This is a genomic window from Neisseria sp. HMSC70E02 (genome assembly GCF_001838645.1).
Classification (GTDB): domain Bacteria; phylum Pseudomonadota; class Gammaproteobacteria; order Burkholderiales; family Neisseriaceae; genus Neisseria; species Neisseria macacae.
In genome coordinates this window covers 25,718-37,841 of sequence record NZ_KV838103.1, presented here as the reverse complement: position 1 = coordinate 37,841, position 12,124 = coordinate 25,718, and the positions used below count along the sequence as shown (strand labels likewise).

At 53.8% G+C, this 12,124-nt stretch carries 9 protein-coding genes and 2 pseudogenes; 5 read left to right on the top strand and 6 right to left on the bottom strand.

Translation table 11 applies throughout. The features are described from left to right. Nucleotides 1–76: 76 nt before the first annotated feature. Nucleotides 77–1,852: an extracellular solute-binding protein gene (locus tag HMPREF3277_RS08625; protein ID WP_070870822.1), complete on the top strand. Its 1,776-nt coding sequence runs from the start codon at nucleotides 77–79 to the stop codon at nucleotides 1,850–1,852. Nucleotides 1,853–2,197: 345 nt separating this feature from the next. Then, complete coding sequence (locus HMPREF3277_RS08620; RefSeq protein ID WP_003755754.1) at nucleotides 2,198–3,649, top strand: TIGR00341 family protein; 1,452 nt, start codon at nucleotides 2,198–2,200, stop codon at nucleotides 3,647–3,649. A 53-nt stretch (nucleotides 3,650–3,702) separates the two neighbouring features. Here HMPREF3277_RS08620 and HMPREF3277_RS08615 read toward each other — a convergent pair whose 3' ends face one another. Further along, complete coding sequence (locus HMPREF3277_RS08615; protein WP_070870820.1) at nucleotides 3,703–5,613, bottom strand: bifunctional chorismate-binding protein/class IV aminotransferase; 1,911 nt, start codon at nucleotides 5,611–5,613, stop codon at nucleotides 3,703–3,705. A 166-nt stretch (nucleotides 5,614–5,779) separates the two neighbouring features. On the opposite strand from HMPREF3277_RS08615, the gene ppk2 reads away from it, so the two are divergent. Continuing rightward, nucleotides 5,780–6,709, top strand: coding sequence for a polyphosphate kinase 2 (gene ppk2 / locus HMPREF3277_RS08610; RefSeq protein ID WP_070870818.1), 930 nt, complete (start codon nucleotides 5,780–5,782; stop codon nucleotides 6,707–6,709). A 124-nt stretch (nucleotides 6,710–6,833) separates the two neighbouring features. Here ppk2 and HMPREF3277_RS08605 read toward each other — a convergent pair whose 3' ends face one another. The 4 genes and pseudogenes from HMPREF3277_RS08605 to HMPREF3277_RS15360 form a co-directional block, all read right to left on the bottom strand. Further along, nucleotides 6,834–7,802, bottom strand: a complete 969-nt coding sequence (locus HMPREF3277_RS08605; protein WP_070870816.1) for a YheT family hydrolase — start codon at nucleotides 7,800–7,802, stop codon at nucleotides 6,834–6,836. Next, entirely contained in the window at nucleotides 7,795–8,460 is a 666-nt protein-coding gene (locus HMPREF3277_RS08600) for a phosphatase PAP2 family protein (protein ID WP_070603001.1), read from the bottom strand. The genes HMPREF3277_RS08605 and HMPREF3277_RS08600 overlap by 8 nt, the downstream gene beginning before the upstream one ends. Nucleotides 8,461–9,042: 582 nt before the next feature. Beyond that, nucleotides 9,043–9,873, bottom strand: a pseudogene (locus HMPREF3277_RS08590) (glutathione synthetase). Between the two features lie 170 nt (nucleotides 9,874–10,043). Continuing rightward, nucleotides 10,044–10,106: pseudogene (locus HMPREF3277_RS15360) on the bottom strand (transposase); the annotation flags it as partial. 21 nt (nucleotides 10,107–10,127) lie between these two features. Between HMPREF3277_RS15360 and HMPREF3277_RS08585 the strand changes: the two are divergent. Continuing rightward, the gene (locus HMPREF3277_RS08585; protein WP_070870814.1) at nucleotides 10,128–10,559 is read left to right on the top strand and encodes a plastocyanin/azurin family copper-binding protein; all 432 of its coding nucleotides are present in this window, start codon (nucleotides 10,128–10,130) and stop codon (nucleotides 10,557–10,559) included. Between the two features lie 79 nt (nucleotides 10,560–10,638). On the opposite strand, the gene HMPREF3277_RS08580 is transcribed toward HMPREF3277_RS08585, so the two are convergent. Further along, the gene (locus HMPREF3277_RS08580) at nucleotides 10,639–11,535 is read right to left on the bottom strand and encodes a LysR family transcriptional regulator (RefSeq protein ID WP_003755720.1); all 897 of its coding nucleotides are present in this window, start codon (nucleotides 11,533–11,535) and stop codon (nucleotides 10,639–10,641) included. 123 nt (nucleotides 11,536–11,658) lie between these two features. Here HMPREF3277_RS08580 and HMPREF3277_RS08575 point away from each other — a divergent pair, with 123 nt between their 5' ends. Next, complete coding sequence (locus HMPREF3277_RS08575; RefSeq protein ID WP_070860510.1) at nucleotides 11,659–12,060, top strand: DoxX family protein; 402 nt, start codon at nucleotides 11,659–11,661, stop codon at nucleotides 12,058–12,060. Nucleotides 12,061–12,124 lie beyond the last annotated feature (64 nt).

Here is a 12,124-nt window from a genome sequence, read left to right as displayed (position 1 = left end):
AAGGTCGTCTGAAAACGGTTTTCAGACGACCTTTTGCTATAATCGGGCTTCATCGTCCTGCTCGGTTTGAAACCCTATGAAAACCCTCTTCCTCCTCCTGCTTTCCTTCTCCACTGCCACCGCTTTTGCCGCATACGGTTTAGGTTTGGGGCAGGAGCCGAAATATCCCGCCGACTTTCGCGCCTACGAATACGTCAATCCCGACGCGCCTAAAGGCGGTGTGTTTTCCCTACCGATACAAGGCGGCTTCGATACGTTCAACCCGTTTACCCTCAAAGGCGACAAAGAAGCCGGCGTCCTCAATCTGACCGTGGACAAGCTTACGGACAACAGCTGGGACGAACCTTTTTCCATGTACGGACTATTGGCGGAAGACTTCTCACTTGCCGAAGACGGGCTATCGGCAACATTCAGGCTCAACCCGAAAGCCAAATTCCACAACGGTGATCCCGTCCTTGCCAAAGACGTAGCCGCCTCCTTCCGCCTGCTTACCCAAGACAAAGCCGCCGACCCCTCCTACCGCATATACTGGAGCGATGTTGCCAAAGTCGAAACGCCCGACGACAGGACAGTCGTTTTCCGCTTCAAACAGCGCAATGCCGAATTACACATGGTCTTGGGACAACTGCCTGTATTTTCGCATAAAAGTTATCCCGAAGGGCTGGAAAAAGGCGCGAACAAAATGCCCATCGGCTCCGGCCCCTACCGCTTCGTCAAAGCAGACATCGGGCGCATGAGCGAATACGCGCGCGACAAAAACTACTGGGCGCAAAACCTGCCGACCCGCAAAGGCAGATATAACTTCGACACCGTCCGCTTCAAATATTTCAAAGACAACAGCGTCCGCCTTGAAGGCCTCAAAGCCGGACAATACGACTTCGTTTACGAAAATGTCGCCCGAAACTGGGCGCGGGGCTATTCCGACGAAATGCTCGCCAAACGCGGCATGGGCAAACACGAATGGGTGCAGAAAAGCAACGCCGGCATGCAGGGCTTCGTTATGAATATGCGCCGCGTCCCGTTCGACAACATCCTCGTGCGGCAGGCGATGGTCGAGAGTTTCGACTTTGAAAGCATCAACGCGCGCATTTTCTACGGCGCATACCGCCGCAGCAACAGCTTCTTCACCAACAGCGAGATGGCGGCGACAGGCAAACCGCAAGGCGCGGAACTGAAACTGCTCCAGTCCCTCGGCAACACCCTCGATCCCGCCGTCCTGAACCAACCCGTCCCCGAACCGCCTCAAACCGACCCGAAAACAGGCATACGCCCCAACCTGCTCAAAGCCCGCTCCCTCTTGGAAAAAGCAGGCTACCGCTATAAAAACGGCAAACTGACCGACAGCCAAGGCAAACCCCTGACCTTCGAGTTCCTGACCGCATCCAAAAACTACGAACGCATTACCGCCAAATGGCAGCGCGACCTCGCCAAAATCGGCGTCACCATGAACATCCGCGTTACCGACCCCGCCTTATATCAAAGGCGTCTCAACGATTTCGACTTCGACATGACCATTACCGTCTATGCCAACAGCGAAAGCCCCGGCAACGAACAATACGATTATTTCGGCTGCGAAGCCGCCAAAATCCCCGGCAGCCGAAACCTCGCCGGCGTGTGCCGCCCCGAAGTCGAAAAACTGCTCAAACATTTCGGCAGCTTTACCAACCGCGAAGAGCTGAAAACCACCTCCCGGGCACTAGACCGCACCATCCGCCACCAATACATCATCGTCCCCGCCTGGTACGCCGACCGCTACCGCGTCGTTTACCGCAACAACCTCGGTATCCCGCAACAACTGCCGAAATATTACGACCCGGTATTTTTTTCGCTGAGTAGCGGGTGGTGGAAATAGGAGGAGTGAGCAGATAAAAGGTCGTCTGAAAACGGATACGGCAGCAATGCGTAGCGTGGGTTCTACCCACAAAATGAACGCCAATTCGGCTGTTGTTTGATTTGGTTGTTGGATGATTGCGGTTGTCAGACGGTGGCTTTCGTGGGCAAAGCCCACGCTACTCGTTGCCGCAAGGCAACTTGTCCCTTCCCCGTCCGGCGGGGGAAATTTGCGTACGTATGCTAATATATTGCGAGAATTGTGCCTGTCAGATTTAGCCGTAATGGCAAGGCATTATTTCATTACTCAAAAATTCTCTATGAATTAGATATTTAAAATAAAATATTAAAATTTTAGGATACGCACATGCAAGATCAGGAAGAAAGTAAAAATCAGGAAATACAAGAAAAGCAGGAACAAGAAGACAAGGGTGCCATGACCAAGTTGCAAGATGTGTTCAATCTTGCGCATGACCAAGCTCATCCCGATAAGATCGATGCCACTATCCGTGCCAATACTCGGGTGTCCGGAACGAATATGTGGGTATTGATGTTTGCCATTGCTGTGGCGAGTATCGGTCTAAATGTAAACAGCACGGCGGTAGTGATCGGAGCGATGTTGATTTCCCCGTTGATGGGGCCGATCGTCGGTATGGGTTACGGTTTGGCGGTGGGCGATACTGCGCTGATCCGCCAAGCGGTGCGCAATATTATGGTATTCGTTGCCATCAGTTTGGTTACTGCTACACTGTATTTTCTATTAACCCCGCTTAAAGAGGCGCAAAGCGAGCTTTTGGCGCGTACTCAGCCGACCCTTTGGGATGTGTTGATTGCCTTCTTCGGCGGTAGTGCGGGCATTGTGGCGCTGACCCGAAAAGAAGGAGGCAATGCCATACCGGGTGTGGCGATTGCGACCGCATTGATGCCGCCCCTGTGTACTGCGGGCTACGGACTGGCACATGGCAACTGGCAATATTTTTTCGGCGCTTCATATCTTTTTGCCATCAACTGCGTGTTCATAGCTTTTTCGACCTTGTTGTTTTCCAAACTGCTCAAGCTGCCGCGCAGGGGGTTGGTAACGGAATCCAAACGCCGGTTGCAAAGTATCATGATTACTGTTGTCGTGTTGGCTGTGATGATTCCGAGCGGCTATATGGCATCAGGACTGGTGCGCCAGGAACTGTTCAACACAAAAGCCAATGCCGCGATCACCGCCGCGCAGCAGCAGGAAAGTTTTTTTGTTCTTCGTAAGGTATTGAACTACAAGGAAAATAAAGTCGGTCTGATTGTCAACGGAACGGGTAATGCCGAGAAAATCATCGCCCTGTTGGAAAAAAGCCTTAATGCGTCGGGGGTAAAAGAGCCAGAGGTGAACGTGGTTTATGCGGGAGGGGATGGTGCCAAAATCGAAGAATTGCTGGCAAGCCGAAACAATCCGGTTCAGCAGCAAAATGAACTGAAAGAGCAGCAGGCCTATATCGATACCGTGCTTGCGGGCAAAACTGCCGATACCGCCGGTGCTGACGATGCAGCGGTACTCAAGGAATTAAAAGCCCAATATCCGGAAGCGGAAAAAATCGTTGTCGGACGCGGCTTGGTTTGGGAGAAAGCGCAAACAGAGCCTGTTTCCGAGCAGCCTGAAAGCGGCAAAAATACTAAATCGGAAACAGGCGAACATGACGATATTGTCGTGGTTTCGCTCGAATTTAAGGAGTCTTTGCCTGCCAAAGACCGCGAACGCTTACAGGCGTGGTTGAACCAGCGTTATGAGGGTAAGGCCGTGCGCATGTTTGTGAACACTCAAGTTTCAGATATATAACCCGTTTCACAAATACTCCGCCTGTCGGCTTTATCCGTTTTCAGGAAATAATTTTATTCTTTAACGACCAAATCCGCCTCAAACACGCCCCTCAAGGCGTTGGAGAGGCGGATTTCTTCGGTGTGTTCCAGCATGTCGCGGGTGATGTGCGTTTCGATGACTGCGTCCGCGCCCAAGTAGGTTTGCGGCTGTTGCAACACGGCTTGGCGCATGACGCCGTTTAGGATGTCCAAATCCAGAGACGGGGTGAGCCATTGCCCTTGGTATTTGACGAACACGTTGCTTCTGCCGCCTTCGAGCAGGAGGCCGTCTGAATTGAAAAACAGGCTGTCGAACGCGCCTTGTGTTTCGGCGGTTCGCCACGCTTGGTCGAAGAGGGCGCGGCGGGTGGTTTTGAAGCGGCGCAGGTAGTCGCGGCGCGGGAGGGGTTGCGGGGCGGGGATAACGCGCTGCGGGGCGGACAGCTCGGCGGTGGCGGCATGGCTGAGGATGAGGCCGTCTGAAACGAGTTCGGCTTTCAGGCGGAAGAGACCTTCGGGCAGTTTGGCGATGTATTGTCGGATTCGAGTTTCGCAGTCATCGGGCAGGGGTAGGTTGAGGGCTTGGGCGGAGGTTTTCAGACGACCTAAATGCAGGTCGAGCAGGCGGCATTGCTTGTTTTCCACGCGCATGGTTTCGAAGATGCCGAAGGCGGGGCGCAATTCGTTGAGGAAGCGGGCTTTCCAGCCGCATTCGCGATATTCGGCGGCGGGGTCGCTGTCGATGACGATGCCGGAACCGACGCCGTATATGCCTTGATATAGTGGATGAACTTTAAACCGGTACGGCGTTTCCCCGCCTTGCTGTGTCTGCGGCTTCGTCGCCTTGTCCTGATTTGTTAATCCACTATCTAGGTCGTCTGAAAATGGAAGGTCGTCTGAAATCGGGTCTGAAGCGGGTTTGAGCAACAAGGTACGGATAACGACGTTGAATATGCCTTCAAACCCCAGCCCGCCCGCGCAGGGTTTCAGGTAGCCGATGCTGCCGGTGTACAGACCGCGCGGTTCGGCTTCGAGCGATTCGATAATCTGCATGCTCATGCGTTTGGGTGCGCCGGTGATGCTGCCGCAGGGGAAGGCGGCGCGGAGGATGTCGGCGGCGGTAATGTGCGGCAGGGCTTGGGCTTGGATGGTGCTGGTCATCTGCCAGACGCTGCCGAAACGCGATACTTTAAACGGCTCGGGTACGCTCACTTTGCCGGTTTGGGCGATTTTGCCGAGGTCGTTGCGCAGCAAATCGACAATCATCACGTTTTCGGCGCGGTTTTTCGGGTCGTTTTGCAACTCGGCGGCGCGGCGTTCGTCTTGCCCGTCGCCCAAAATCGGCGCGGTGCCTTTCATCGGTTCGGTGCTGATGGTGCCGTCTGAACCGATTTTGAGGAAGAGTTCGGGCGAGAAACACAGCGTCCACGCGGATTCCCCTTCTGCATCGGGCAGGTGGGACAAAACGGCATAGGGGACGGGCTGGCGCAGGCGGCGGTAGAGGCTGACGGGATTGCCGTAGGCTTGCAGGTGCAGGCGGGTGGTGTAGTTGATTTGATAGGTGTCGCCGCGCCGGATGGCTTCGTGGATTTGGCGGATGTGATCGAGGTAATCGGCTTCGGATACGGAGGATTGCGGCGTGGAAATACCGGCGGGGAGGTCGTCTGAATTTTGGGCAAGCCAGCTTGCGGCATCGGTGTCGGCGCAGTCGGCAAACCAGTGCAGGGCAAGATTGCCGCCGCGTTCGGAATCCATCCCCATCAGCGGCAAACCGAATTCGTAGTCTGCAAACAACACAGCATGCAGCCCTTTTTGCCAGCCCTTTTGCAGCGCATCGTCCAGCGAATCCAGTTCGTTATGATGGAAAAGGCGGCTTTCCACATGATTTTGATAGAGTTTTGCGCGGCCGCTTACGGCATCGTCAAACAGGGCGAAATAGGGCATGGCTGTGGTGCAAATAGCCTGATTATACGCCGTTTTTACACAAATTAGCAGACCGCGCCGAAAAAAATGGGGCAGTGTAATTTTATGTAGTCCGCTGAGGGGCAAAGGAGTAGAATCAAACCATACCACACCATATCATTTCAAACTTAATCAATAAGGAGACCCTATGGCAGATCATCAGTTAGAACCATTTGAAAACGTTGAATTGGGCGAAAAGCAAGACCAGTTGCAAGTTTTCGAAAAAGCCGTTTTGGAACACGAAGGACGCGGTACGGACGAAGATTCCGGCAGCGCACCGCTTCCCGCCAATTACCCCTACAAACAACGTATGCGCCGCGCCGCATACGAAAAAGAAAAACAAAAGCTGCAAATCGAATTGCTGAAAGTGCAAAGCTGGGTCAAAGACTCCGGCCAACGCATCATCAGCCTGTTTGAAGGCCGCGATGCCGCAGGCAAGGGCGGTACCATCAAACGCTTTATGGAACATTTGAACCCGCGCGGCGCGCGCGTCGTCGCACTGGAAAAACCGACCACCACCGAACGCGGTCAATGGTATTTCCAACGCTACATCCAAAACCTGCCGACCGCGGGCGAAATGGTCTTCTTCGACCGCTCATGGTACAACCGCGCCGGCGTAGAGCGCGTGATGGGCTTCTGCGAACCCAACGAATACCTGCTCTTCATGCGCCAAACCCCTGAATTGGAACGTATGCTCGTCGCCAGCGGCATCCACCTCTTCAAATTCTGGTTCTCCGTATCCCGCGAAGAACAACTGCGCCGCTTCATCTCCCGCCGTGACGATCCCCTGAAACACTGGAAACTTTCCCCCGTGGACATCCAGTCGCTCGACCGCTGGGACGACTACACCGAAGCTAAAAACGCCATGTTCTTCCACACCCACACCGGCGACGCACCTTGGGTCATCATCCGTTCCGACGACAAAAAACGCGCCCGCCTCAACTGTATCCGCTACTTCCTGCATCAGTTGGACTATCCGGGCAAAGACGTGAAAGCCATCGGCAAAGTGGACGAAAAAATCGTCCTCGTCCCCGATACGCGCTACAAAGAGAAAACCGTCGATATCGGTCACGACTGATTGAGCGGTCAACCGTTTGAGCAGTAAAAAGGTCGTCTGAAAACCTGAAATATAGGTTTTCAGACGACCTTTTTTTGTTTCAACCAATTTATCCCAACGCAACGCCGACAGCCGTTCGGGAACGCTATTCAAATTGTGCGAAATAAGACAATACGGTTTGCGGCAGCCATTGCAGGTTCAGACGACCCCCGTCGCGGCTGACGAAGCCGACGTGTCCGCCGTGTTCGGGCTGCAAAAGCGTGACGGACGGAGACACTTCGTCCGCATTCGGCAGGGCTTCGGGCGGCAGGAAGGGGTCGTTGACGGCGTTGAGCAGCAGCAAAGGAACGGCTACCGTTTTGAGCCAAGGTTTGCACGAGGCGCGGCGGTAATAGTCGAAACGGTCGGCAAAGCCGTGCAGCGGCGCGGTAAACGTATCGTCGAAGTCGCCCAGCGTTTTGCATTTTTTCAACAGGGCGGCGACATCGCGGTCGGGATGGGCATTCTTTAAATCGGCAACGTCACGGGCTTTGGGCAGCAACGAATTCAAAAAATAACGGGTATATAACAGGCGCGACATGCCTTTGTCGAAACGCGTACCCGCCAGCGTCGCATCGACCGGCGCGGAAATGGCGGCGGCGGCGCGGGGCAGCGCATTGCTGCCTTGTTCGCCCAAATATTTTGCCAAAGCATTGCCGCCGAGCGAAACGCCTGCCGCATAAATGACGGGATAACGAGCGGCAAGCGTGTCGAGCATAAAGGCGATTTCGGGCGTATCGCCCAAGTGGTAGAACACGGGCGCGGTATTGGGGATGCCGCCGCAACTGCGGAAATGGGCGACCACGCCGTTCCAGCCTTTGTCTTGTACCGCGCGCATCAACTCGACCGCGTAATGGCTGCGGCTGCTGCCTTCCAAGCCGTGAAACAAAACCACCAGCGGCGCGTCGGGATTGGGGCTGTCGACAAAATCGTAGGCAACTTGTGCTTTGCCGGTACTGTCGGGCAACAACTCGCGCCTGTAAGCGGGGGAGGGGCGTTGCAGGAATTTGGCAAAGATGGTGTCGGCATGACCGTTGCGCAGCCAAAACGGCGTATTGGGCGATAAATTATTCATCGGAGGATATTTGGGAAACAGCCGGGTCGTCTGAAAGATAGCGACCCCTGAACACGAAATAATAAACCAACAACGCGGTCAGCGTGCCGTTTGTCCAGCCCGCCCAAACGTCGGTCGGGTAATGCACGCCCAGATAAACGCGCGAAAAGCCGGTACTCAGGGCAAAGGCAATGCCGATCAGCCACGCGACACGCCGATAGGGCGTCTCGTTGCACAACATAATCATCATGACGGCGATGGCGGCGGAAAAGGTACTGTGTCCGCTGGGAAACGAAAAATTAGTCTCTTCAATCATGCGCGGCCAAAACAGCGGCCGCGGCCGCTCGAACCAATCTTTAATCAGCAGCATATTCAGCGTCGGTATCAAGGCGGCGCTCACGCAAAACAACGCACCGCGACGGTTGCCGGCACGATACAGCCACCATGCCGCGATGCCGATTAAAGGTACGGCGATGGCGGTTTTGCCCAAATAATGCAAAACAGTGGCAATAGGGAAAAAGCCTTCGCCGATGTTATGGTGGACCCACATCATCAAAGGTTTTTCAAATTCAAAACCGCCGTGCGTGTGCAAACGGACGGCAATCAACACCGCCAAAGGCAAAAATACCACACCGGCTATGAGCGCCGTGCGGCGGAAACGGATATGAAAATTGTGCATAAATCAAATAAAAATAGAGATTTGGAAAATTTTTCCTGTTAATGAGCCATGTTTGATAAAAAACATCCGGAAGTGATAGTGCTTTTTATTGATTGTTGATAATTATTGCCTTTTTCTTACTGATAAATTAGGTAAATACACAAAGTAACTATTCTGACAATGTTATTCTACCCGCCCGGCAAAGCGGTTCAATATAGTGGATTAACTTTAAATCAGAACAAGGCGAGGCAACGCCGTACCGGTTTAAAGTTAATCCACTATAAAAGGGTATCCGCGTAAAGCCGCCACTGCCTTACGGTACGCCATGATACCGAACGGCAGTATCAATAATAAACACAACAGCAAACATTTCGGAGGCTATATGTCAATTTTGTTTTTAAATTTAATCATGATCATCAGTTTGGTATCCATCGTCGCACTCGCCGCAGTCTGGATGGGGGAGCCCAAATTGTAATACCGATCAAAGGTTGACTGCCGAACGCAGTCAGTTTTACTAAAAAGGTCGTCTGAAAACAAGCATAGCACGGTTTAAACCCGCTACCTTTGTTTTCAGACGACCTTTTTTGCATTAATTCTTTATCATCAACCCGCGATAACGCGCTTTACCGCCTGCACCATATCGGCAACCGCGTTTTCCGCGGTATGCAGGTAAAGGGCGGGTTCGACGAGTTCCAATTCATTGAGCAGCAACCTGTCGCCGATCAGCGTCCCGTCTATGCGGGCGTATGCCGGTATTTCAGGCAGCATGTCCAATATCTGCCGTGCGGTTTCGATTGCTTTTTTCGGCGGCGCGGCAGGGCTGACGGCGACTCCGTAGGCGGAATTGGCGCGCCATTCGCCTTGGGGTGGCATACGCAGTACGGCATGGCTGAAACGCCCTTCCAAAAACACCAGCGAGGTTTCGCCCGCCGTTTCGATTTCGCGGATATAAGGCTGGACGATGACGCCTTGCGGATAATCCTCCGCCTTCAACGACACTTCTCCCGCCCTGATTTTCGCCACGCCGCGCCCGCTCTGCCCGATAACGGGTTTGACGACCGCTTCCCGTCAGCCCCGATTTTTTAAAATGTCTTCCAATTTTTCTTTTTCAGACGACGTCTGCATGCTCGGAATCACGTCCGCCCCCCATTCTGCCAAATCGCACAAATAGCGTTTGTCCATGTTCCAACGCATCAGCCCGACGGGGTTGATAAACCTTTGCCCGTACGCTTCCGCTTCGGTCAGCCACTGCCCAAACGCTTCAGGCTCCGCCGCATAATCCCATGCACACAAAGGCAGGATGAAGGCGGATTTTGGGCGGTTTTGCCAGGGCGCGAAGGCGGTGGGGATGTTGTCGCGCGTCAGCGCTTCCGCCAACGGCAGCAGGTTGGACGGCGGCTCGGGGTAGGCGAGGCAGGTGGTAATGGTCAGCATGGCGGACTTTCGAAAAATGAAATGACAGAATATTGACAAGGGGTGATGTCTTTGCTTGATGTTTCAGACGACCTTTTATAGTGGATTAACTTTAAACCGGTACGGCGTTACCTCGCCTTAGCTCAAAGAAAACGATTCTCTAAGGTGCTGAAGCACCAAGTGAATCGGTGCCGTACTATCTGTACTGTCTGCGGCTTCGGCGCCTTGTCCTGATTTAAATTTAATCCACTATACCCTTAGAAAGGACTCCCTCCATGAAAAAATCCCTCTTCCTCCTGATGCTGACCGCTTCCCTCGGCGCATACGCCGCCAACCACGAAGTCAAAATGCTCGACAACGGCAAAGACGGCAGCATGGTGTTCGAACCCGGCTACGTCAACGCCAAAGTCGGCGACACCGTAACCTTCAAAGCAACCAACAAAGGCCACTGGGTGCAAAGCAAAGCCCTGCCTGAGGGTGTTGCCGACTTTCTCTCCGAAGACGGCAAAGACTTCACCCTCAAACTCGACAAAGAAGGCGTGTACGTCTATACCTGCCCGCCGCACCGCATGATGAACATGAGCGGCGTGATTCAGGTCGGCAAACCGGTGAACAAAGCCAAAGCGCAAGCCGTCGTGGACGAACTGGAAAACCGCGCCATGCAGAGCAAGGGTCGTCTGAAAAAATACATGCAGCAGGTCAAATAAACCACCGCACAAACCAAAAGGTCGTCTGAAACCGTTTCCCGTTTTCAGACGACCTTTTGCCAACCTTCATCCCCAATCCTCATTCCCCTTCCGCTGAAATCTTCTCGTTCAGAAAATCGATAAAACTGCGCACCTTCGCGCTCAAAAACGCCCTGTCCACATAAACCGCGTTTAATTGCTCGGTCCGCACCCGATATTCCGGCAGCAGGCTGACCAACCTGCCTTCCTTCAAATCCTGTCTGGCAGACCACAACGGCTGATAGGCGATGCCCGCGCCTGCCCTGACCAATTCGCGTATCATCAGCGTATTGTCGCTTTGAATCACCGGATTGAGCGTCAGAATACTTTTTTCGCCCGTTTCCCGATGGGTGATTTCCAAATTGCGCTGGTCGGTGTAGGTCGGCAGGATGGCGGGATGGCGCATGACCTCTTCGGGCGTTTGCGGTTTGCCGTGTTTCGCCAGATATTCGGGCGAGGCAAGCAGAACGAATTGGATTTGCGCCAGCGGCTTGACGATAAGCGACGGCGACAGGGTTTTTGCCACGCGCAAGGCGAGGTCGAAGCCTTCGGCAATCAAATCGACGTGGCGGTTGTCGAGCACCAAATCGAGCGTGACTTCGGGATAGCGTTCGCGGTATTCCGCCAGCCAAGTGCCGATTAAATTGCCCGCAAACCAAAGCGGCATGGTCACGCGCAACATGCCCTGCGGCGTGTCCGCCCCGCCTGCCGCCTTTTGCGCAGCGGTGTCGAGCGTATCGAGCGCGTAGCTGCATTGGCGGTAGTATTCTTCGCCTGCTTCGGTCAGGTGGAGGTTGCGGCTGTTGCGGTGCAGCAGTTTGGCCTTAATCGTATTTTCCAGATGGCTGACGTGTTTGCTCGCCATCGCGGTGGAAATATCAAGCTGCTCGGCGGCGCGGGTGAAGCTGCCGCTTTGGACGACTTGGCGGAAAACTTTGAGGCTGAACAGGGTATCCATGTTTTCTTTTAGGGAAACGTTGTATCAATAAAAGAAGTATATATCTACCGGCAGTAATTATCTATACTGCACAGATAAGATTAGTTTTCATTTAAACCCCGCATTTTTGATAAGGAGAACCCCATGTCTGCAACCTGCGCCCGTATCCAACCTATTTTATTGTCCGTATTGCGTATCGTAACCGCCTACCTCTTCCTCCTGCACGGTACGTCGAAATTCTTCGGCTTCCCGACCTCCATGGGCGGCGGCTCGCCCGAAGGCTTGATGCTGGTGGCAGGCATTTTGGAAATCGTCGGCGGCATCCTGTTGATTCTCGGACTGTTCACCCGTCCCGCCGCTTTCATCCTGTCCGGTCAGATGGCGGTTGCCTATTTCATGGCACACGCCTCCCAAGGTTCGGCGCTGTTCCCGCTTGCCAACGGCGGCGAATCGGCAGTATTGTTCTGCTTCGTGTTCCTCTATCTCGCAGCAGCCGGCGGCGGCTCATTGGCATTGGACAACCTGTTCGGCAAAAACAAATCCTGATAGGCCCAAAGGTCGTCTGAAAAGAAAACAAGTATAGTGGATTAACTTTAAATCAGGACAAGGC